Annotated in this window: 20 protein-coding genes; 1 reads left to right on the top strand and 19 read right to left on the bottom strand. The window is 39.6% G+C overall.

Going from position 1 to position 24312, the window contains the following annotated elements:
* Positions 1-167: 167 nt before the first annotated feature.
* The 5 genes from glpX to ACE1MS_RS02425 form a co-directional block, all read right to left on the bottom strand.
* Positions 168-1124: a class II fructose-bisphosphatase gene (gene glpX, locus ACE1MS_RS02445; protein WP_008179010.1), complete on the bottom strand. Its 957-nt coding sequence runs from the start codon at positions 1122-1124 to the stop codon at positions 168-170.
* 94 nt (positions 1125-1218) lie between these two features.
* On the bottom strand, positions 1219-2505 hold the full coding sequence (locus tag ACE1MS_RS02440) for a UDP-N-acetylglucosamine 1-carboxyvinyltransferase (protein WP_036123013.1): 1287 nt from the start codon (positions 2503-2505) through the stop codon (positions 1219-1221).
* A 63-nt stretch (positions 2506-2568) separates the two neighbouring features.
* On the bottom strand, positions 2569-3219 hold the full coding sequence (fsa, locus tag ACE1MS_RS02435) for a fructose-6-phosphate aldolase (RefSeq protein WP_447402675.1): 651 nt from the start codon (positions 3217-3219) through the stop codon (positions 2569-2571).
* 150 nt (positions 3220-3369) lie between these two features.
* A complete protein-coding gene (locus ACE1MS_RS02430) occupies positions 3370-4224 on the bottom strand; it encodes a class II fructose-bisphosphate aldolase (protein WP_012292737.1) in 855 nt (284 codons plus the stop codon).
* A gap of 718 nt (positions 4225-4942) precedes the next feature.
* On the bottom strand, positions 4943-5302 hold the full coding sequence (locus ACE1MS_RS02425; protein ID WP_012292736.1) for a response regulator: 360 nt from the start codon (positions 5300-5302) through the stop codon (positions 4943-4945).
* Positions 5303-5457: 155 nt separating this feature from the next.
* Between ACE1MS_RS02425 and ACE1MS_RS02420 the strand changes: the two genes are divergently transcribed.
* Positions 5458-5988 (top strand): DUF2529 family protein, encoded by a 531-nt coding sequence (locus ACE1MS_RS02420; RefSeq protein ID WP_200990842.1) that lies wholly within the window; start codon positions 5458-5460, stop codon positions 5986-5988.
* Positions 5989-6038: 50 nt separating this feature from the next.
* On the opposite strand, the gene ACE1MS_RS02415 is transcribed toward ACE1MS_RS02420, so the two are convergent.
* From ACE1MS_RS02415 to ACE1MS_RS02350, 14 genes are all read right to left on the bottom strand, one after another.
* Positions 6039-7631 (bottom strand): CTP synthase, encoded by a 1593-nt coding sequence (locus tag ACE1MS_RS02415; protein WP_012292734.1) that lies wholly within the window; start codon positions 7629-7631, stop codon positions 6039-6041.
* 442 nt (positions 7632-8073) lie between these two features.
* Complete coding sequence (gene rpoE, locus ACE1MS_RS02410; protein WP_031418485.1) at positions 8074-8619, bottom strand: DNA-directed RNA polymerase subunit delta; 546 nt, start codon at positions 8617-8619, stop codon at positions 8074-8076.
* A 152-nt stretch (positions 8620-8771) separates the two neighbouring features.
* Positions 8772-8930 carry a hypothetical protein gene (locus ACE1MS_RS02405; RefSeq protein WP_012292732.1) on the bottom strand — a complete coding sequence of 53 codons (159 nt, stop codon included), beginning with the start codon at positions 8928-8930 and terminating at the stop codon, positions 8772-8774.
* Between the two features lie 146 nt (positions 8931-9076).
* Positions 9077-12325, bottom strand: coding sequence for a fused isobutyryl-CoA mutase/GTPase IcmF (icmF, locus tag ACE1MS_RS02400; protein ID WP_447402674.1), 3249 nt, complete (start codon positions 12323-12325; stop codon positions 9077-9079).
* A 92-nt stretch (positions 12326-12417) separates the two neighbouring features.
* The gene (locus tag ACE1MS_RS02395) at positions 12418-13050 is read right to left on the bottom strand and encodes a TetR/AcrR family transcriptional regulator (RefSeq protein WP_012292730.1); all 633 of its coding nucleotides are present in this window, start codon (positions 13048-13050) and stop codon (positions 12418-12420) included.
* A gap of 3 nt (positions 13051-13053) precedes the next feature.
* Entirely contained in the window at positions 13054-14190 is a 1137-nt protein-coding gene (locus ACE1MS_RS02390; RefSeq protein WP_012292729.1) for an acyl-CoA dehydrogenase, read from the bottom strand.
* 154 nt (positions 14191-14344) lie between these two features.
* The gene (locus tag ACE1MS_RS02385; protein ID WP_447402673.1) at positions 14345-15481 is read right to left on the bottom strand and encodes an acyl-CoA dehydrogenase; all 1137 of its coding nucleotides are present in this window, start codon (positions 15479-15481) and stop codon (positions 14345-14347) included.
* Positions 15482-15540: 59 nt separating this feature from the next.
* Positions 15541-16392, bottom strand: a complete 852-nt coding sequence (locus ACE1MS_RS02380) for a 3-hydroxybutyryl-CoA dehydrogenase (RefSeq protein WP_012292727.1) — start codon at positions 16390-16392, stop codon at positions 15541-15543.
* Positions 16392-17597 (bottom strand): acetyl-CoA C-acetyltransferase, encoded by a 1206-nt coding sequence (locus ACE1MS_RS02375; RefSeq protein ID WP_031418481.1) that lies wholly within the window; start codon positions 17595-17597, stop codon positions 16392-16394. Before ACE1MS_RS02375 ends, ACE1MS_RS02380 begins: the two co-directional genes overlap by 1 nt.
* 197 nt (positions 17598-17794) lie before the next feature.
* Complete coding sequence (locus tag ACE1MS_RS02370; RefSeq protein WP_031418479.1) at positions 17795-20014, bottom strand: heterodisulfide reductase-related iron-sulfur binding cluster; 2220 nt, start codon at positions 20012-20014, stop codon at positions 17795-17797.
* 236 nt (positions 20015-20250) lie between these two features.
* On the bottom strand, positions 20251-20814 hold the full coding sequence (locus ACE1MS_RS02365; protein ID WP_031418478.1) for a cob(I)yrinic acid a,c-diamide adenosyltransferase: 564 nt from the start codon (positions 20812-20814) through the stop codon (positions 20251-20253).
* Between the two features lie 12 nt (positions 20815-20826).
* Entirely contained in the window at positions 20827-22287 is a 1461-nt protein-coding gene (locus tag ACE1MS_RS02360) for an adenosylcobinamide amidohydrolase (protein ID WP_012292722.1), read from the bottom strand.
* Positions 22284-23285, bottom strand: coding sequence for a FecCD family ABC transporter permease (locus ACE1MS_RS02355; protein WP_031418476.1), 1002 nt, complete (start codon positions 23283-23285; stop codon positions 22284-22286). Before ACE1MS_RS02355 ends, ACE1MS_RS02360 begins: the two co-directional genes overlap by 4 nt.
* Complete coding sequence (locus ACE1MS_RS02350; protein WP_031418474.1) at positions 23282-24253, bottom strand: ABC transporter substrate-binding protein; 972 nt, start codon at positions 24251-24253, stop codon at positions 23282-23284. Before ACE1MS_RS02350 ends, ACE1MS_RS02355 begins: the two co-directional genes overlap by 4 nt.
* Positions 24254-24312 lie beyond the last annotated feature (59 nt).

Genomic DNA, 24312 nt, shown 5'->3' with positions numbered 1-24312 from the left:
TTTTTACGAACGAATAGCTCTGTTCATAGTATACGGTTACCTCTATAGGTCAATAACAAATCCACCATATAATATAACATTGCCTTACAAACTACGGGATGGTTTATTTTAAGAAGAAGGTACCTAGCACAATAAATGTACTAGGTATATTTTAGAAGATAATATCATTAATATCTAGGTTTTTTCTCAAGTGCGTGACGACCTTCTACAAAGCGAACCGTACCAGACTTAGCACGCATAACTACCGAGTGCGTTAATGCGTAAGCACCTTTATATTGAACACCCTTTAAAAGCTCACAATCTGTCACAGCTGTTGCAGCAAAAATAGCGTCGTCACCTTTTACTAGATCGTCTAAATAAAGAACTTTATCCACATCTACACCCATTTTATGGCAGCGTTCTAATTGCTCCTCATCTTCGGGTACTAATTTTGCTTGGAAGTCTCCACCCAGGCATTTTAAGGCTACAGCCGAAATAACACCCTCTGGTGCGCCGCCTGTTCCAAACATAATATCAATACCTGTTTCATCAAAGGCAGTATTAATTGCTGCACCAACATCGCCATCTTGAATAAACTTAATACGTGCACCAGCCTCGCGAATTTCATCAACAATTGCTTGGTGACGTGGTCGATCTAATAGAGTAGCAACGACATCTGAAATATCTTTATTTTTTGCTTTTGCTACTTGTAATAAGTTATAAGTGACAGAAGCATTGATATCTACTTTACCAGCCGCTTCTGGCCCTACAGCAATTTTCTCCATGTACATATCTGGTGCATTTAACAGATTACCTTTATCTGCAATTGCAAGGACTGTCATGGCACCATTCGTACCTTTTGCTACAATATTTGTACCTTCTAATGGATCCACAGCAATATCTACTTTTGGACCACCACTTCGTAAGCCAAGTTCTTCACCAATATAAAGCATTGGTGCTTCATCCATTTCACCTTCACCAATTACTACTGTAGCATGCATTGGAATTGTATCGAACATTTTGCGCATCGCTGTTGTTGCTGCATCATCTGCCTCAATTTTTAAACCGCGTCCCATCCATTTCCCGGATGCAATTGCTGCTGCTTCTGTTACTCGTACTACTTCCATCGATAAACTACGTTCCATTGTTGCTTTGCCTCCCGTTATCGGCCGTTTTTCATACCGAAACATTCAAATTACCTCTATTGTAACATAATTGAGTGAAAACTTTTAGCTCTCATTATTCCTTTGTCTCAGCTACGCGTGCCAGGATTGTTTCACGTCGAATATCAGCGCCTAAATCACGTAATTTCTCAATAAGTGAGCTATAGCCACGTTCGATATGATAGATATCTTGCACTTCCGTTTCGCCTTCAGCTAATAGACCAGCTAAAACTAAAGCTGCACCTGCGCGTAGATCTGTAGCTGTTACTGTTGAGCCGTGTAGTCTACTTGGCCCTTTAATAATGGCCGTATTGCCTTCTACACGAGCATCAGCATTCATACGACGAAGCTCATCAATATGTTTAAATCGAGCTGTATAAATAGTATCTGTTACTTTTGAGGAACCGAATGCCTGTGACATTAACACAGCAAGTGGTTGCTGAATATCGGTTGGGAAACCAGGATACACCAATGTTTTTACATCAACAGCTTGCAAAGTGGAGAGGTCTGTTTTTGGTACATAAATACTTTCTTCACCAATTTCAATCTTCACACCCATTTCACGAAGCTTCGCTATAATTGCTTCTAAATGCAGTGGAATTACATTATCAATTGTAATACCATCACCTACGGCTGCAGCCATTATCATAAATGTCGCCGCTTCAATGCGATCTGGTATAATCGTATGCTCTGTACCATGTAGTTCTTCTACCCCTTCAATACGGATGACACTTGTACCTGCCCCTTTAATATTGGCCCCCATATTTGTTAGTAGTGTTGCTACATCAATAATTTCAGGTTCCTTCGCTGCATTTTCTATAACGGTACGACCCTTCGCAAGGACAGCAGCTAACATGATGTTAATCGTTGCACCGACACTTGCGACATCTAAATAAATTTTAGCCCCAATCAACTCATCTGCACGTAAATAAATTGCGCCATGTTCATTCGTAATTTTAGCGCCTAATGCTTCAAAGCCCTTTATATGTTGATCAATTGGTCGAGGACCCAAGAAACAGCCACCAGGTAAACCAATGACAGCTTTCTTGAAACGCCCTAGCATGGCCCCCATTAAATAATAAGAGGCACGTAACTTTTTAACATTGCCGTTTGGTAATGGTAATGCAATCATGTCTGTTGGATCGATTGTCATCTTCCCATCCTCAAACGATACTTCCCCACCAATTTCCTCTAATAAAGCCTTTAACGTCCATGCATCTGAAATTTCTGGTATCCCTCCAATAGTCACTGGAGAGTTCGCCAAAATTGATGCAGGAATTAAGGCGACTGCACTATTTTTTGCACCACTAACTTTAATTGTACCTTGTAGACGATTTTCGCCAGTAATTTTATAAACATCCATTTTGCGTTCTCCCTCATGATTGGAAAGTAGTATTTTTTGCAATTGGCTCACTGTATATTCTTATTATTCGCCTTTTCTCTTATTCCAATCCGCTAAAAATCCTTCAATTCCTTTTTCCGTTAATGGATGGTGGAAAAGTTGTTTTAAAACTTTAAATGGAGTTGTTGAAATATGCGCGCCAGCTAAAGCTGCAGCCGTAACGTGCTGAGGGTGACGAACAGAGGCAGCAATAATTTGTGTATCAATATTATGAATTGTAAACATGTCAGCAATTGTTTCAATTAGCTCTACACCATTTTGACCAATGTCATCTAAACGGCCGATAAATGGTGATACATATGTAGCACCTGCACGCGCAGCCATTAATGCTTGGTTTGCACTAAAAATTAATGTTACGTTTGTTTTAATTCCTTTGTTTGCAAAGAAACGACAAGCTTCTAATCCCGCTGGAGTCATTGGTAGTTTCACTGTAATGTTAGGAGCAATAGCAGCTAATTCCAAGCCCTCTTTAATCATTCCTTCTGCATCCAATGCAATAACTTCTCCGCTTACCGAGCCATCGACAATCTCAGCAATTTCACGAAGACGATCATGGAAAGAAACATTTTCTTCTTTAGCCACTAATGATGGGTTTGTTGTAACTCCTGATAAAATCCCCCATGCATGTGCCTCTTTAATCTCTTCAAAATTTGCTGTATCAATAAAAAATTTCATATTATTTCCTCCTGATCATTTTTCTTATATTATTAAATATTTTTCCAAAATTTCTTTATTTCAAAAACAAGAGAAGGTCGATTGAAAGCATCAACACTTCTCTTATTATGTGTATTTATCTATGCTTTTGTAACATATTAAATGCAAAAATTATGCTTTTTGTGCACTACCAAATTCGCGAATTTTACCAATAACCGTTGCTTTAATTGCTTCTCTTGCAGGACCAAGGAATTTACGAGGATCGTAAACAACTTTGTCATTGTCAAGAATCTCACGGATTGCTTTTGTTGCTTCAATTTGATTTTCAGTATTAACGTTAATTTTTGCTGTACCTAATGAAATAGAACGTTGGATATCTTTTGTTGGAATACCTGTACCACCATGTAATACTAACGGAAGATCTGCCAATTTAGAGATTTCTTCCATTTCCTTGAAGCCTAGATTTGGTTCTCCTTTGTAAGGACCATGTACTGAGCCAAGTGCTGGCGCTAAGCAGTCGATGTCTGTAAGCTCAACCATTTTACGGCATTCTTCAGGGTTAGCATAAATAATACCGCCGATTACGCCATCTTCATCTCCACCAACTGTTCCTAATTCCGCTTCTACAGAAACGCCTTTAGCATGTGCATATTCTACTACTTCTGAAGTAATTTTCACATTTTCCTCAAATGGATGGTGTGAAGCATCAATCATCACAGAAGTAAAGCCTGCATCAATTGCCTCTTTACATTTTGCAAAGCTAGAACCATGGTCAAGATGAATGGCTACTGGAACTGTAGTACCGTAGGATTCCATTAAACCCTTTACCATGTGAACAACAGAAATAAATCCGCCCATGTATTTCCCTGCACCTTCAGATACACCAAGAATCACTGGAGATTTTTCTTCTTCAGCTGCTTGTAAAATTGCTTGTGTCCACTCAAGGTTGTTAATGTTGAATTGACCAACAGCATAACCCTCTGCTTTTGCTTTAATTAACATCTCTTTCATAGATACTAATGCCATACTAAAAATCCTCCTCTTAGGACTATTCTTTCTACATAAATATGCTCCTCAATCATAGCAAAAATAATAGCCCCTGAAAAGCAGGGGCTATTATTTTCTACACGAAAGCGCAGTGCAACGTAGCGGCAGTGTCGACAAAGTGCAGTGCAACGTAACGACGGCGCTAGCCCCTGAAAAGCAGGGGCTATTATTTTCTACACGAAAGCGCAGTGCAACGTAGCGGCAGTGTCGACAAAGTGCAGTGCAACGTAACGACGGCGCTTGAACCTGAAAAGCAGGGGCTATTATTTTCTACACGAAAGCGCAGTGCAACGTAGCGGCAGTGTCGACAAAGTGCAGTGCAACGTAACGACGGCGCTTGAACCTGAAAAGCAGGGGCTATTATTTTCTACATTAAAGCGTAGTGCAACGTAGCGGCAGTGTCGACAAAGTGCAGTGCAACGTAACGACGGCGCTTGAACCTGAAAAGCAGGGGCTATTATTTTCTACACGAAAGCGTAGTATCACGAAGCAACAGTGTGCGACAATGTGTAGGTAACTAAACCACAGCGCTTGAACCTGAAAAGCAGGGCTATTATTTTCTACATGAAAGCGCAGTCCAACAAAGCGGCAGTGTACACCAATGTGTAGGCAACTAAACCACAGCGCTTGAACCTGAAAAAATCTCCCTCTTTTTTTAAGCATAAAGAAAACAGGCCGTGTACTCACTGCCTGTTCTTTATGCTTGTAACGCTTTGTTGACTTCATCACGTACTTCAAAAATATCAAAAGGCTTCGTAAAGTAACGAATCGCTCCTAGATTTAAAGCTTCTTGTACAACATCTAGCTCGCCATACGCTGTCATCATAAATACAGGAAGCTTTGGGAACTTTTCTTTTAAACGTCTTAAAATTTCGATACCATCCATTCCGGGTATCTTCATATCTAGTAATACGCAATCCATGTCTTGTTCATCTGCATACTTTAATGCCTCTAAGCCATTGGCTGCTAAATATGTAACATATCCTTCCTTTTTCAGCACTTCATTTAAAAGCAAACGAATTCCCTGCTGATCATCGACAATTAGTAATCGTTTCACATTTCATTCCGCCCTTTTTATATTTTATTCTTACACAAAAATATTCTTTATTATGTATAATTCTACTTTTTCAGCTTAATACCTTCTAGTATTATAAATTATCTGCTTTTGCTTTCTACCTTTTTCACCCCTATAATATGGGTAGAGGTGGGATCATGTCAAAAATTCTAACAACACAAGTAAGTGGATTATTACAAAGAATTACACAAAATGAAGAGGATGCTATCGAGGAGACTGCAAGGCTATTGGCACAAGCTGCAATTGGCGAAGGTAATGTCTATTTCGCTTGCTTTGGAGAAATGCAGACAGTGGAATTAAATGCTCTGCAAGCAGTGGAACCATTTAGTAAGTTAGCTCCTTGGACTTCTGATACAAACTTAACAGAAGCTGATCGAGTTTGCATTTTTACTCGTAGTGCACACGATGAAGAAGCACTAGCTTTAGCTCAGAAATTAAATACACAATTTATTCCCTTCGCTGCTGTTGCAAGTGAACCAGCCAGTGCAGAAAACCCTCTTATGGAATTAGCCTATACGTATGTTTCTACTCGTATAAAGGGTGGTTTATTGCCAAATGATTTAGGTCAACGGATAGTTGTACCACATGCACTTGCAGGGCTTTTTGTTTATGAGGCTGTCAAAATGGCCTATGATGATATGCTTGGTTTTGATGAGGAAGAATTGTAATAATTCAATTAAAAAGAGTTGTCTCATATTCCGAGACAACTCTTTTTTGTTTATTTAAATGTTGCGCCGATAAAGTCACGGAACAGAGGTTGTGGACGATTTGGTCGTGACACTAACTCTGGGTGGAATTGACATGCTACAAAGAAATTATTCTCTGGTAGCTCAATAATTTCAACTAGCTTACCATCAGGGCTTGTACCTGAGAAGACAAGACCAGCTGCTTCCATTGCTTCACGATATTCATTGTTAAATTCATAACGATGACGATGACGCTCATAAACAAGCTCTTTGCCATATGCTTCACTTGCCTTAGATCCGTCTTTTAATTTACATGGGTATAATCCTAAACGTAATGTTCCGCCAATGTCTACACTATCATTTTGATCTGGTAAGAAGTCGATAATTGGGTACTCTGTGTTTGCATCAAGCTCTGTAGAATGAGCACCTTTTAGGCCTAGTACATTACGTGCATATTCAATTGTTGCAAGCTGCATACCTAAGCAGATACCTAAGAAAGGTACATTATTTTCACGCGCAAATTGCGTTGCTAAAATTTTCCCTTCTACACCACGATCACCGAAGCCACCTGGTACTAAAATCGCATCAGCATCTTTTAATAGTGCAGCTACATTATCAGCATTGACATGCTCTGCATTAATCCAGTCAATTTCAATATCAGAATTATAAACATAGCCTGCATGCTTCAATGCTTCTACCACTGAAATATAAGCATCCTGTAGTTCTACATATTTCCCGACTAACGCTACTTTTCTTTTGTTTGGTAAGTTTTTCACTTTGTCTACCAGCTCACGCCATTCTTCCATATCAGCTTCTGGAGCTGTAATACCAAAATGGTCAAGAACGATATCATCAATATCTTGGGCATGTAGGTTTAATGGTACTTCATATAAATGCTCCGCATCACGTGATTCAATAATTTCATGTGGTTGAACATCACAGAATAAAGCTAATTTCTCTTTCATATCTTGTGGAACCTCTTGTTCAGTACGCACAACGATAATATTTGGTTGAATACCTAAAGAACGTAACTCTTTTACGGAATGCTGAGTTGGCTTTGTTTTTAGTTCACCAGCTGCTTTAATATAAGGAATCAATGTACAGTGGATATACATTACATTGTTATGACCTAAATTAGTTTTCATTTGACGGATAGCTTCAAGGAAAGGTAAGGATTCAATATCGCCTACTGTTCCACCTACTTCTGTAATAACAACGTCTGCATTTGTCTCGCGACCAGCACGTTGGATACGATCTTTAATTTCATTTGTAATGTGAGGAATAACTTGTACAGTACCACCGTTGTAATCACCACGACGTTCCTTCTGTAATACAGATTGATACACACGACCTGAAGTTACTGTAGAATGCTTTCCTAGGTTAATATCAATAAAACGTTCATAATGTCCTAAATCTAAGTCAGCCTCAGCACCATCATCTGTTACAAAAACCTCACCATGTTGATAAGGACTCATTGTACCTGGATCAATATTAATATATGGGTCAAATTTTTGAATCGTAACTTCTAAACCGCGGTTTTTTAATAAACGGCCTAGAGATGCTGCAACAATCCCTTTTCCAAGTGATGATACAACCCCACCTGTTACAAAAATATACTTCGTCATGAAAAAATTCCTCCTTTAGAATTGCTAGATAAGTTGTTTTGTTAGGGATTAGAACATCTGACAGTCAAACACCCTAAAAAAAGAAAAGCCGAGAATGTCTACAAATTTGTAGTCGATTCGAAGCTGTCATCGTTTCTATCTCTTTTCCACTTTCCTTTAAACCTTAAAACTTTAACATTTATTCAGTCACCGTTTACTATACATCATGAATACTTTAAAACATTTATATTCATATCCGCGCAAAAAGTATGGGAGAGCTAGTCTGAATAAAGTTAAAAACAAAAAAAACGCTCCTCCTGCAAGGTCTGCAGGGGGAGCGTATTATATACACGGTCTTTCTCCTTTTTTTAAGGAGCCCAAGTAAAAGATTAAACGTAACCGTGATAGAAGTCAAGAATTTTTACATCAAGCATAAAAGTAAGAAAATTCTAAGAGTGAGGTTTTAGATTTCTTCCTCTTCTTCTTCGAACTCCTCTTCTTCTTCATCAATAAACTCTTCATCGATTTCTTCAATATCTTCTAAATCTTCGTCTTCATCAAAATCAATATCTTCTTTATCTTCATCTTCTTCGTCTATCTCTTCTTCATCCACGAATTCTTCATAGTCCTCGTCGAAGTCGATATCTTCTTCATCCAAATCGATATCTTCTTCTAGATCATCATCTTCATCCGCAGAAGCTTTAGATTTTTTCTTTTGAGTTTTAACAGACGGTGCTGTTTCTTCCTCAATCTGCTCTACTTTAAACCATTCACGTAAGCCCCAGCCTGTTTCTTGGTTATATAAGAAGCGGCCATCTACATTAAGATCTGTGTAAAATTGTAGTAGGCGGGATTTAATTTCTTCATCACTGTAGCCTACAAGCTCTTGAATTATTTTTAACAAATCATTAAAAGTTACTGAGGCACGTTTTTCATTTAAAATTACATACGCTAAGTTAATTAACGACTCTTCTGTTAATTGTTCCTTTGTCATTTCACGAAAATTCAATTCGTGCACTTCCTTTCCCTCATCACAATGGACGTTTTAAAATTACATGGTGCTTTATTTTCCAAGCGCAGCAAAATGGCCACGCAAAAGGTACTTTCCATACAATAAGCATAATACCCATTATATACAAAGTTTTAGCCCCTTTGCTAGCTTCAATTACTGTTTTTTATATTACGCATTTTTTTAATGCCAAGATAAAACAAATAGACAGATAATAGTAGTAAAGGAATAGCGCCAATTTGCTTATTATACAGGAAAATGGCTCCCAATACTAAAGCTAATACAATTATGTAGTGAATAGCTGATTTCATCCTCTACCGCGCCTCCCCTTTTTTTTACATTTCTATTATAGCGAAAAAAAAAAGAAGTGCCTAATCCTAAGACTAGACACTAAAAAACTAGAGAAGCTTATACATTAAAAAAGTATTTGTAAACGTGTAAAATTGTTTATCTCTGTCTACATATTACGACGATATTGTCCACCAACTTCATATAAAGCTTTCGTAATTTGTCCCAAGCTAGCTACTTTGACAGTTTCCATTAATTCCGCGAAGATATTTCCATTATGAACAGCTACCTCTTGTAATCGTTTAATGGCCGCCTCGCTTTTAGCTTCATTGGCCTTCCAGAAAGCTTGTAAATTGTGAATTTGTGTTTCCTTCTCTTCCGTCGATGCACGAGCAATTTCCATATTATCAATATCAGCATCAGAAGCTGGGTTTGGGTTCAAGTAAGTATTAACCCCGATAATCGGTAACTCCCCTGAATGTTTTAACATTTCATAATGCATGGACTCCTCTTGGATTTTCCCTCGCTGATATTGCGTCTCCATGGCTCCTAACACGCCACCACGATCATTGATGCGATCAAATTCTTCGAGGACAGCCTCCTCTACAAGATCTGTCAGCTCTTCCACAATAAATGCACCTTGAAGTGGATTTTCGTTTTTCGCTAAACCATGCTCTTTCGTAATAATCATTTGAATAGCCATTGCACGACGTACAGATTCCTCAGTAGGTGTTGTAATCGCCTCATCATAGGCATTTGTATGCAGGGAGTTACAGTTATCCTGTAAGGCCATCAAAGCCTGTAATGTTGTACGAATATCATTAAAATCAATCTCCTGCGCATGTAGACTACGACCTGAAGTTTGAATGTGATATTTTAGCTTTTGGGCACGCTCATTTGCACCATATTTATCACGCATCACAATCGCCCAAATACGACGAGCTACACGTCCGATAACTGTATATTCCGGATCAAGTCCATTGGAGAAGAAGAACGATAAGTTAGGCGCGAAGTCATTAATATTCATGCCTCGGCTTAAATAATATTCTACATACGTGAAACCATTCGCTAAAGTAAAGGCTAATTGAGAAATAGGATTTGCTCCCGCCTCCGCAATATGATAACCAGAAATCGAAACGGAGTAGTAGTTGCGAACCTTATGGTCAATAAAGTATTGCTGAATATCCCCCATCATACGTAAGGCAAATTCTGTAGAAAAAATACATGTATTTTGACCTTGATCTTCTTTCAGGATGTCTGCTTGCACTGTTCCACGAACGACCTGTAGTGTTTTTTCACGTGTCTCTGTAAATTCTTCAACTGTCAAAGTACGCCCTAACTCTTGCTCACGTAATTTTATTTGCTGATCAATCGCTGTATTCATGAACATAGCCAAAATGATAGGTGCTGGACCATTGATTGTCATAGATACAGATGTAGATGGTGCACATAAATCAAAGCCTGCATACAGTTTTTTCATATCCTCTAACGTACAGATTGATACACCCGATTCTCCAACTTTACCATAAATATCTGGTCGATAATCCGGGTCCTCCCCGTACAATGTTACGGAATCAAATGCTGTAGATAAACGTTTCGCGTCATCGTCCTTCGATAAATAGTGGAAGCGTTTATTTGTACGCTCTGGTGTCCCTTCACCAGCAAATTGGCGCTTCGGATCTTCTCCCTCGCGTTTGAATTGGAAAACACCGGCCGTATAAGGAAATTCACCAGGCACATTTTCTTTATAAACCCAGCGCAAAATTTCACCGTAGTCTTCAAATTTTGGTAATACAACCTTTGGAATTTTCGTACCTGAAAGACTTGTTGTCTTCAATATTGTGCGAATCTCTTTATCACGAACTTTCGTCACAAATTCATCCCCAGCATACGCATCCTTTAAAGCTTGCCAATTGTCTAATATACGCTTGGATTCAGCCGTTAATTCGTCTCGGACACCTTCTGCTAAAGAATTAAGCGATGTGATAAGTGCATCATCCGGTGCTTTTTCCTTAACAGCAGCCATAGCCCCCTCTAATTGGAATAGACGACGAGCAAATGCTACCTGCTGCTCTGTTTTTTTATGATAGCCACGCACTGTATCAGTAAGCTCTCGTAAATAATAACGACGATCATTTGGAATAATTACATCTTGCTTTTGTGTTTTAGCAAATTGCTCATAGCTCGTTTCCCAATCGCTACCCACTTTTTGGTTAATGATTTGCACTAGCGCGGCAAATAATGCATTTGTTCCTTTATCATTAAATTGGCTAGCAATTGTACCGTAAACTGGCATATTATCAAGTGATTCATCCCAAAGTTCTCGCGAACGCTGATATTGTTTTTGTACTTGGCGTAGTGCGTCCTCTGAACCTTTACGCTCGAATTTATTAATAGCAATAACATCTGCAAAATCAATCATATCAATCTTCTCAAGCTGTGTTGGTGCACCGAACTCACTAGTCATCACATACATCGATAAATCGGTATATTTTGTAATCTCGGCATCACCCTGACCAATACCACTTGTTTCAACGATAATTAAATCATAACCTGCTACACGTACTACATCTATTACGTCCCCAATGGATGCGGTTAATTCCGTACGAGAGCCTCGTGTGGCTAAGCTACGCATATAGACACGGTTATTAAAGATGGCATTCATACGAATACGATCTCCAAGTAATGCCCCACCCGTTTTTTGCTTTGTTGGATCGACGGACAAAATTGCCACACGTTTTTCCGGGAATTCTTTTAAGAAGCGGCGGATTAGTTCATCCGTTAATGAAGATTTACCTGCTCCCCCTGTTCCGGTGATTCCCATAACAGGTGTTCCTTTTGAACGCTTCCGTGCTTCCTCCAGCATTTTTTTCGTGTCTTCATCGTCATTTGACTCGGCAGCTGTAATTAAATTAGCTAAAATTTCTGGAGTCTCTGTTGTTAAAGACTCTAATTTTTCTAAATAGCTACCAGTTGCAGTAGGAAAATCTGTTCCTTTAATTTGCTCATTAATCATTCCTTGAAGCCCTAAAACACGGCCATCCTCTGGCGAGAAAATTCCTGCAATGCCGTAAGAATGAAGCTCTTTTATTTCACGCGGTAGAATTACTCCACCCCCACCGCCATATATTTTTATATGTGGTGCCCCTTTTTCACGCAGTAAATCATACATATATTTAAAGTATTCCATATGCCCGCCTTGATAAGAAGAAATAGCAATACCTTGCGCATCCTCTTGTATCGCAGCATTTACGACTTCTTCAACTGATCGGTTATGACCTAAATGGATTACTTCTACACCGCTCGATTGCAAAATGCGTCGCATAATATTGACCGAAGCATCATGTCCATCAAAAAGACTCGATGCTGTCACAAAACGTACGTGATTTTTTGGACGATATACTTCTACCTTTGTCATATGAAATCCCCACTCTCTCCCCTTAATGAATAAAAAAAGCCGGCAATTGCAATGTCGCTTTATGCAATTACCGACAACCCCCTAACGAAATATTAAAACCCCTTTATGCCTGAAATGAACAATGTGATTTGCATGTCGATAAACTCATCAATTGAATGTTGGCGATGTAATGCCCATTTGCGGAATGCCCAACTTTGTCCAGACACCACTAAATTATTGGCTGCTAAATGAATCTGCTTGTCTGTCATTGATATGTCACCAGACTGTACACAGCGCTTTAGCAATCTTTCAAAAGTAGCAACCATTTCAAACTCTTTACTAAAGACATAACGTTGCGCTTCTTTTGATAATGATTTTGTTTCTTGATACATGATTGTGAGCTCATCAACCATGCTATCGATTTGAAGGAAGTATTCTCGGATCATTTCCTTCAGCTCTTCGATTGTTCCTGCTTTAATCTCGTAACTTGAAAGTCGTTCCATTGCATGATGATAGATACTATCACATACAAGGTAAAGAACATCCTCTTTTGTTCGAATGTACTCATATAAGGTACCGATACTAAAGCCTGCAGCTTTTGCGATTTCTCTCGTTGTGGCCCGATGGAAGCCTTTTTCTTTGAATAACTTAATAGCTCCCTGAATCATTTGCTCACGACGAATGGCGATTAAATTTTCATCTTTTACAGTTGACTGTACTTGGGGCCTTTTATCTTTTTCGGTCATCAATTATTTAGTTAACATACGCGAGATAACTAGTCGTTGAATCTCTTGCGTACCTTCATAAATTTGTGTGATTTTTGCATCACGCATAAAGCGTTCTACTGGATAATCTTTTGTATAACCATAACCACCAAATACTTGAACCGCCTCCGTCGTTACACTCATCGCCGTATCGCCAGCCATTAATTTCGCCATTGCAGATGCCTTACCATATGGTAGGTTATTAGATTCTAACCAAGCCGCTTGGTATGTAAGAAGTCGAGATGCCTCAATTTGAGTTGCCATATCCGCTAGCTTAAAGGACACACCTTGATTTGCCGTGATTGGTTTACCAAATTGGACACGTTCTTTTGCATAGTCAACTGCTGCATCAAGTGCTCCTTGTGCAATTCCTACAGCTTGAGCCGCAATTCCATTACGTCCACCATCCAGTGTCGTCATCGCAATCTTAAAGCCTTCCCCTTCAGCTCCTAGTAAATTTTCTTTCGGCACACGACAGTTGTCGAAAATAATTTCTGTCGTAGGAGATGAACGAATCCCTAATTTCTTCTCCTTCTTACCTACCGAAAAGCCTTCAAAACCAGCTTCAACAATAAATGCTGATGTACCGTTTTTGGCTTCAGGATCTGTTACTGCAAATACAATATATGTATCTGCTACTCCACCATTGGTAATGAAGATTTTTGAGCCGTTTAAAATATAATCATCACCATCACGCTTTGCGTAAGTTTTCATACCACCCGCATCAGAACCTGATCCTGGTTCTGTTAAACCGTAGGCACCAATATGCTTTCCTTCAGCCATTGGACGAAGATACTTTTGTTTCTGTTCTTCTGTACCGAACTTATAAAGCGGCCAGCCTGCCAGTGATGTATGGGCAGATAATGTTACGCCTGTTGATGCACACACGCGCGATAATTCTTCAACAGCAATGACATACGCAAGGTAATCAAATCCAGCTCCGCCATATTCCTCTGGCCACGGAATACCTGTTAATCCAAGCTCCGCCATTTTATCGAAAATGGCGCGGTCAAATTGTTCATTTTCATCACGTTCTGCTGCTGTTGGAGCCACTTCATTAATAGCGAAATCTCGAATCATTTCACGTAATTGCTCATGCTCTTCTGTTAACTGAAAGTTCATTGTCCATTTCCCCTTTTTATTAGACTCTGCTCTGAATAATGTTAAATTGGATTTAGCATTTTATTAAGCGGTTCTCTTTCTATATCGAACGATTCCCATCCTCTTTGGCACATTTGATTCATTTGTATTAGCTACAATTACCTTATACCAGGCTCTATTTCAGTAAATGTTTACTAATGACTAGTCTTTGAATTTCACTTGTTCCTTCATATATTTCAGTTACCTTGGCATCGCGGAAATATCGCTCTACTGGGTAATCTTCTGTATAACCATAGCCACCGAATACTTGAACAGCCTCTATCGCCGTTTGGACAGCTGTTCGTGATGCAAATAGTTTCGCCATTGAAGCTTCTGCACCACACGGTAAACCTTTTGCACGTAAATCTGCAGCACGGTAGACTAGTAGTTTGGATGATTCAACAGCTGTTGCCATGTCGGCAAGTTTAAAGCTAACGCCTTGTTGAGCAACAATTGGTTTACCAAATTGAACACGTTCTTTAGCATAAGCAGAAGCTGCCTCAAGTGCCGCTTCAGCTATCCCTAAAGCCTGTGCCGCAATACCAATGCGGCCCACATCTAAATTAGCCATCGCTATTTTGAAGCCTTCTCCCTCTTCCCCTAAGAGGTTGTCGGCAGGGATTCGGCAATTATCAAAGGTTAGTTGAACTGTACGAGAGCCATGCAAGCCCATTTTATGTTCGTCTTTTCCAATAATTAAGCCTGGTGTTCCCTTTTCCACAATAAAAGCAGAAATGCCTCTTGTTTTTTCTGCAGGATTCGTTGATGCGAATACAATATACACATCAGCCTCCCCACCATTAGTAATAAATACTTTGGAGCCATTAATGACATATTCATCACCATCACGTACTGCTTTTGATTGAAGAGAGCCTGCATCCGAACCAGCACCTGGTTCTGTTAAACAAAAAGCACCTAAATATTCCCCTGCTGCAAGTTTAGGTACATAGCGTTTCTTTTGCTCCTCATTCCCAAAGTAAATGATTGGATTTGTTCCAACTGAGGTATGCACCGATAAAATAACGCCCATTACAGCGCTTACCTTTGATAATTCATGAATCGCAATAATATACGACGTAAAATCCATGCCAGAGCCTCCAAGCTCTTCTGGCGTTGTGATACCCATTAAACCAAGCTCACCCATTTGCTGAAGTAACTCACGTGGAAACTCCCCAGCTTCCATTCGCTCTACCCATGGTTGAATTTTTTCTTGAGCAAAATTACGAACCATATCGCGAATCATAATTTGCTCATCTGTAAATTGCAAATGCATCTATTATGTCACCCCTCTAAGTTGTCCTGTAGCAATTCGATAACCCCATCCCCATAGGATTATTCGTAAATATAAAAGCCTCTTCCAGATTTCTTTCCTAGCCAACCAGCTGCTACATATTTACGAAGCAGTGGACAAGGTCGATATTTACTATCTCCTAGGCCCTCATGTAAAATCTCCATAATGGAGAGACAAGTATCTAAACCAATGAAATCCGCCAATGTTAGCGGTCCCATTGGATGGTTCATTCCAAGCTTCATGACATCGTCAATCGCTTCTTTCGATGCTACCCCTTCGTATAAAGCATAAATAGCTTCATTAATCATCGGAAGTAAAATTCGGTTTGAAATGAATCCTGGAAAGTCATTCACTTCAACTGGCGTCTTCGATAACTTGACTGTCATCTCTTCCACCGCTTTGTATACTTCATCGGTTGTGGCTAAACCACGGATAATTTCTACAAGCTTCATGACAGGTACAGGATTCATAAAGTGCATGCCAATAACTTGCTCTGGTCGATTTGTTACAGCGGCAATTTCTGTAATAGGTAGTGAAGAAGTATTGGTAGCTAATATAGCATGTGCCTGCGCAATACGATCGAGTTGTTTAAAAATAGATTGCTTCACTTCCATATTTTCTACAGCTGCCTCAATGACAATATCTACATCACTAGCATCCTGTAAATCTAGTGACATCGTAATGCGACCCAGAATTGCCGTCTTTTCATCCTCTGTTTTACGACCCTTTTCAACATCACGTGATAGGTTTTTAACAATAACGCCTAGTCCACGCTCGTAAAACTCTTGTTTAATATCGTTCAATTTCACGTCAAAGCCTGCTTGTGCACAAACCTGTGCAATGCCAGAGCCCATTTGCCCTGCACCAATGACCATTACTTTTTGAATTCCCATCAGTTCAGTCCCCCTGTTTTCGGTACTTCAATCATGATTGCATCGCCTTGTCCACCACCTGAACAAATAGCCGCAATGCCGATACCACCGCCCCGACGCTTCAATTCCTGTGCAAGCGTTAAAATGATACGTGCTCCAGAAGCCCCGATTGGATGTCCTAAAGCAACGGCACCACCATTAACATTCACCTTTTCTGCATCTAGATCCGCTAACTGCTTACTCACTAAAGCTACTGCTGCAAAGGCTTCATTGATTTCAAACAAATCAATATCCGCTAATGACTTATTCGTCTTTTTCAATAGCTTATTAATGACCAGACCTGGTGTTTGAGGGAAATTTTCTGGCTCAATCGCTAGCTCTTCATGACCTATAATTATTGCCAATGGTTCTCTACCTTCGCGTATGGCACGTTCCTCGTTCATCATGACGAGTGCACATGCTCCGTCATTTACACCAGGTGCATTACCTGCAGTAATGGTACCATCCTTATCAAAGGCTGGTTTAAGCTTTGCCAGTATTTCTAAAGAAGTACCTGGTCTTGGTGCCTCATCTTTAATCACAACAAGTGGCTCACCTTTTCGTTGAGGAATTTCAACAGGAACGATCTCTTCTGCAAAATATCCTTTGTCCATCGCTGCTAGTGCACGTTCATGGCTTCGAACTGACCAAGCGTCCTGTTCCTCACGACTTAGAGAGAATTCTTTTGCTGTCGAGTTACCATAGCTGCCCATATGTGGTCTTGCTGGGTCGAAAGCACATGTTAGCCCATCATAAAGCATCCCATCGACCATCGTTGAATCACCCATTCGTAAGCCCGTTCGACCATTTAACAGATAATACGGTGCATTAGACATGGACTCCATTCCACCAGCTACAATCACTTCTTCGTCCCCTAAGCGAATCAGTTGATCTGCTAATGTCACTGCACGCATCCCAGACGCACAGACTTTATTAATAGTTTCTGTTTTTACCCCTATTGGTAAATTTGCTTTTATTGCCGCTTGTCGAGAAGGAATTTGCCCCTGTCCCCCTTGTAAAACCGAGCCTAAAATTACCTCATCGACTTCATCAAGTCTCACATTGGATTTCTCTAATGCACCCTTAATTGCAGTGGCTCCTAAATCACTTGCATGTACTGCTGATAAAGAACCACCAAATTTACCAAATGCCGTTCTTGCTCCTGCTAATATTACTGCTCTATTCAAGTAAAACACCCCTTTTGTTTTACGTTCTCGATGAAGTAGTGAAGCATTTTATTGACTGAACGCTCGCTCGACTTCTATCGATGAAAAATGGGAGTTTTTATTTCAACTCCCATTTCCATTTAATCTTATTCTACAAAACAATTTTTTATTGTGCAATTTATATTTTTCAGATAACTAAAATATTTCTACAATAGCAATCATTTTTCTGCGCTTATTTCAGTATTTTCATTTTGATTTGTATTTTCAACTGTCATCACAACTTCTTCCATTGTGTCTTCTACTTCCTCAGTAGTGTTGTCGGCAGTCTTTACTTTTTCCCCAAACACTGAACGCTCCAATAACTCTGCTACGTCGAATGTGCCAATCGAGTCTTCCACTTCTTTAGCCTTTGTACCATCCTCCAGCATTGTTAAGCAGTAAGGACAGCCAGATGAAATAACTGATGCATTGGTTGCTAAAGCCTGTTCTGTACGGGCTACGTTAATACGATTGCCGACATGCTCCTCCATCCACATAAGACCTCCACCTGCACCACAGCACATCGCTGTTTCTCGATTACGTTCCATTTCGACTAACTTCACTCCAGGAATGCCACGCAAAATTTCTCGTGGTGCATCATAGACATCATTGTAACGACCTAAATAACATGAATCATGGAAAACAATTGTTTCATGCACCTCGTGATTTAATGCTAGACGATTCTCTTCAATCAGCTGATTTAATAATTCAGTATGATGATATACTTCGCCTTTCCAACCAAAATCTTGGTATTCATTTTTAAAGATATTGTATGCATGAGGGTCGATTGTAACAATTTTTTTCACGTCATTTTTAACAAACTCATCGATATTGGCGGTAGCTAACTCTTGGAATAGGAATTCATTTCCTAAACGACGAGGCGTATCACCAGAGTTCTTCTCTTTATTTCCTAAAATTGCGAACTTCACACCAGCTTCGTTTAATAGACGACAGAATGCTAATGCAATTTTTTGAGAGCGGTTATCAAATGCTCCCATTGACCCAACCCATAATAGGTATTCCATTTCCTCGCCAGACTTTTTCAATTCTTTTACTGTAGGGATATGGATAGTTGGATCTAGATCACGCCAATTTTCTTTTTCTTTACGGTTTAGTCCCCAAGGATTTCCCTGTCTCTCGATATTCGTCATCGCACGTTGCGCATCAGGATTTACTTTTCCCTCTGTCATTGTTAAATAACGACGTAAATCAATAATTTTATCGACATGCTCGTTCATTACTGGACATTGATCTTCACAGTTACGACAAGTCGTACAAGCCCAAATCTCTTCCTCTGTAATCACATCACCAATTAAAGCTGGGCTGTAGATATCTTCAATCACTGCACCTTCAGCACCAGCTGCCATCGCAAGCTGATTTCCCTTTGTATTGGCAAAGAATTGATAAGGCACCCAAGGCTTTTGCTTAGTTACAACAGCACCTGTAAATGTTAAATGATCTCGTAATTTCACGATTAAATCCATAGGAGACAGCATTTTTCCTGTCCCTGTTGCTGGACACATGTTTGTACAACGTCCACATTCTACACAAGAATACAAATCTAGCATTTGTTTTTGTGTGAAGTCCTGTATGCGTCCCACCCCAATAGAAGGCATATCCTCTTCACTTTCAGCATTTTCTAATGCTTCGAAATCAATGGGTGCTAAAGTTCCTGTTCGATCTAAACGATTCATATAAACATTTAGCGGACTTACAATTAAATGGAAATGCTTAGACTGTGGTACATACACAAGGAATGTTAAAAGAATTAATAAATGTGCCCACCACATGACATAAAATACACCAGCGGCTACTGACGCAGGTAGGAAACCAAAAATAGCAGCAATACTAGAAGCGACTGGCTCCGTATAAGTTAATCCCTCTCCATGCCAAATTAGTCCCATACCATTCGCAATTAACGTCGATACCATTAAGCCACCAATGAAAATTAATACAAGACCGTTTTTCCAGCCACGTTTTAAACGTACTAGCTTTTCAACATAGCGGCGGTAAAATGCCCAGACAACCGCTACCAAAATCATTAAAACCACAAGTTCTTGGAAGAATGTAAAGACTCCATAGAAAATACCTAGTGGTAAATGTGAGCCTGGTGCTAATCCTTTCCAAATTAAATCAATTGCCCCTAGCTGTACCATTAAAAATCCATAGAAGAACATAACATGGATTAAACCACTCTTTGGATCTTTTAATAGCTTATTTTGGCCAAATACGTTGACCATAATATAGCGAAGACGCTCTTTTACACTTTCATCAAACTCAACCTTTTTCCCCAACTGCACATACTTATAGCGTGTTTTCAACAGATAGAAGAACAATCCTACTGCATAAAGTACAACCACGACTGTTAAGACAATGTTAGCAATTAATAATGGACTCATGGTTGATCCCCCCTTGTTTGTCGTAATTTTTCTCTCTTTGTGATAAATTTGCTAGCTCATACGAAAATGTTCATCATTTCGATATTATATTCCTATTCTAATAAATGAGTGAGCATTCAGTCAACATAAAACGGAAATATTTCTGATAATTTTATATTCTTACATTTTACAAGAAAAAAAGCCACCCTGAATTTTTTCAAAGTAGCATTTTTTTACTTTCTGTAGAAAACTATATTTTAGTTTTTAAAGACGTTACCACTGCGAATATATTCAACATCCGCAACCTGTAATCGAGCATTTACAACACGTGCAGCCGCAAATAAATAATCTGATAATCGATTTAAATATTTTTGTACAACTTTGGGCACATCTTCAACTTCTTTCATAAGTGTTACCATTTCACGCTCTGCTCGACGAGCAACCGTACGTGCAATGTGTAAAGTCGCAGCTGCTGGGGCCCCTCCTGGTAAAATAAAACGTTGTAATGGTGGCGCTTCATCTGATAGTGCATCAATACGAGCCTCTAGCACTTCAATTGGTTGCTCTGTAAGCTTATAATGTCGTTCTTTCATCACGTTTGCCAGATCACCACCAGCATCGAACAGCTCATGTTGAATGGTTTCTAGGTCTGTTAAAATATCTTTGAAAAGTGCTTGGTCTAATTCACTTACTGCTTTACCAATAAAAGAATTTAATTCATCAATCGCCCCATACGTTTCAACACGCAAACTGTCTTTATCAACGCGTCCTCCGATAAGACTTGTTTTACCCGTATCCCCTGTTTTTGTGTAAAGCTTCATTTCGCTCATCTCCTAAAATTCATTTTTATAATTTCTGATAGCCTGAACTGTAGTTTCAAAAACACCCTTTGCAATCATTTTACCAACCTCCGTAATGGGGCCACCATATAACATTTCTTTTCCTTTTTGAGTTGCAGCAATTAAAAGACTATCTGTAGCAGTACCAGTAGCAATAGTTCCACTACGCTCATCACGAATATTTTCTGATTGCAGAGCCTTCGTTTTCGCCTCCGTAGCTGTCATCATAGCTTGAAAAAATGCTTCCTCTGATAAACAGCCATTTATAATTACCCATGTGTTAATAGTACCAATATATGGCTGATCTTGCCTTTCATGCACACGGGATACATCTACTGCATTGCCTACACCAGCAGTAACAGCTACTATTACACTGCCAAATGGTGCAGCCCATTCATTGATCGCCACAAGGGCTGTTGGCACTGCCGTCAGCATGACAACTGTATTCGTGGGTGAAAAATGACCTTTTTGCAAAAATTCATTAACTTCTCTTTTTACATCACTGATCACATAGTCACCAGGTACAGAGCGGTTTAACAAGCAATTATGCCATCCTATACCGGGGTTATGGACAGCAGATGATACCGTTTTTAAAGGAATCTCTGATTGAAGTTGTATAAATTGTTCCGTTATTTTAAAATGTTCTTTTTTTATTACAGCTCGCTGTTGATGGTCGCTTGCAGCAGGCATCATTGTAATTTGTGGTTTAGGAATTTCTGGATGGGCATAAGTAGCTACTCGTGCTTGGTAAATTTCTTCTATTTGTGAAGCAATTAATACTTCATGTGGTGCCCCAAAAGCTCTCATTTGTCCACTCTCCATGAGCAATAATTCATCACAATAGAGAGAGGCTAAATTCATATCGTGTAATACCATCACTACTGTTAATCCACACTCGACTGCTTCCTTCCGAACCATATCTAAAATTTGACGTTGATGGGCAATGTCTAAATGATTTGTCGGCTCATCTAGCAGTAAAATTTCCGCAGTTTGAGCAAGGGCCTGTGCAACAAAAACTCTTTGCTGTTCGCCTCCCGATAAAAATTCCATAGGTGTATGCTCATAACGTTTTATACCTGTTTGCAGCATTGCATGTTGAACCGCTTGTTCATCTTGCTCAGACCAACTTGAAAAAAAGCCCGTTTGATGTGGATAACGTCCAAGCGAAATAGTCTCTCTTACACTGTTTGAGAAAGCATTCGCATGAAGCTGTGGTAAAACAGCCATTTTTTTTGCTAAAGCACGGGCATTGTAGGACAGAATGTTTTGTCCATCAATAGAAATTGTGCCCTCAACAGCTGGTAGAATACCACTCATTACCTTTAATAATGTGGATTTCCCACTACCATTTGGCCCTAATATGCCAAGAATTTTTCCTTTCTCAACCGTAAAGCTTATATCCTTGACGATTGGTACGTCTTCATAACCACCTGATAGATGTTCAACAAAAATCACGCCCGCACCCCCTTGCTTCTCCGTTGTTTATAAAAAATATAGGAAAAAACAGGCGCTCCAATAAATGCAGTAATGACACCAATGGGCAGTTCCCTTGGCAGGATGATTGTTCTTGCGACTAAATCACAAATTATAAGTAATGTTGCACCATTAAAAAATGATAATGGCAGTAAATGACGGTGATCAGAACCCCAAATCATTCTTGTCATATGTGGTACAACCAACCCTACAAAGCCAATTGTGCCTGAAACAGCTACCGCTGCTCCAGTCAGCATAGAACCACCTACTAAAATCAAATACTTACTACGTTTTACATTGACACCTAAATGCTTCGCTCTTTCTTCCCCATATAATAAAACATTAAGCTCACGTCTCTGCGTCCACAGCATAAGGGAACCCACAATAACGAATGGGATAATCATTTGAACATACGGCCAACCACGCATAGATACAGAACCCAGTAGCCAGCCGATTACTTGGCGTAGCTCCTCTCCCGATAAGGCAATCATTAACGAGATTAACGACCCTAAAAATGAACTAAAGATAACGCCCGTTAAAATAAGGGTTTCCATCTTTAGCGAACGGTCTACTATTCTAGCAAAGCTCATAACTACAACCATTGTAATGATTGCGCCTATCATGCTAAAGGTAGGTAAGGCATACAAGCCTACAACAGGTATCGAAATATTAAAAAAAATTGTCATGACTGCACCGACAGAAGCACCGGATGAAATACCTAATGTATATGGATCTGCTAGCGGATTTTTTAGCAAGCCCTGGAAAGCTGCTCCCGCAATAGCGAGAGCAGCCCCTACTAGCCCTGCTAAAAGCACACGAGGCAAGCGAATTTTCCAAAAGATATTGGCAGCCGTTTCATCAACTGACTGATTCCACAGCACTTCTATCGGAATATGAACAGAGCCTATAGCTACGCCACACCAAATGCTAATGATAAAAAGCGTACATGTTAATACATAGGCTGTTACTACTTTTTTCACTTAAATACCTCAGGGTAGATGGCTTTTGCTAACTCCTCAAGACCATCCGCTAAACGCGGTCCTTGACGGCTTGTTGTGCTTTCATCTACTTGCACAATGGCATTATTTTTCACTGCATTTATTGTATCGAAACCAGCACGCTTTGGTATTTTTGTTAAAATATCAGGTACATAGCTATATGTCACCACGATGACATCTGGATTTTTTGTGATAATTTGTTCTGCACTAATTTCATACCAATTATCACCATCTGCTGCTACATTTTTTGCATGAATCATCTCCAGCATTGCGTTCATAAATGTGCCTTGACCAGCTGTATAAATATTAGGTTCATCAGAGGCCTCTACAAAAACATTCTTAGGTTCAACGTCTTTCACTTTCTCCTGTACTGCTTCTACTTTCGCCTTCATGTCAGCAATGATGTTTTCAGCCTCTGGTAATTTCCCTGTGGCACGACCAAGCTGTTCAATCGTTGTATAGGTTTCATTAAAATTCTGGGCATTTTTTACAACAAATACTTTCACGCCCGCCGATTCAAGCTGTGCAATGGCTGATTCTGAAAGAGACATGCTAGATTCATGTGCAAAAACGATGTCTGGCTTTAAGGCAATAATTTGTTCAATATTGTATTCCATGCCACCAACCTTATCCTTTTCAGCTACCTCTGGTGGATAATCGTCATTGTCTGTAACCCCGACTATTTCATCCTTTAAACCTAGGCCAAATAATATCTCTGTATTACTTGGAATAAGTGACACTATTTTCTCAGGAGGGGCCTCTAGAGTCATCTCCTTTCCAATAGCATCCGTTATAGTTATTGGAAATGTTGCTTCTTCCACCTTAGATGTTTCTTGTTGTGTTTGCTCCTCTGTAGCTGCGGACTTATCATTTTTCGCCTCTTGTCCACAAGCTGCTAGCAACCCTATCGTTAAAAATGCCGATACTCCTATTTTCCAAAATTTCTTCATGTGAATCCTCCTTCGTAGATTTGTGCGTTCATGTGTTAGAAGTGTTCTTCCATCAAAAT

This window comes from Lysinibacillus sp. fkY74-1 (assembly GCF_053165895.1).
This window is presented reverse-complemented; position numbering and strand designations above follow the sequence as displayed.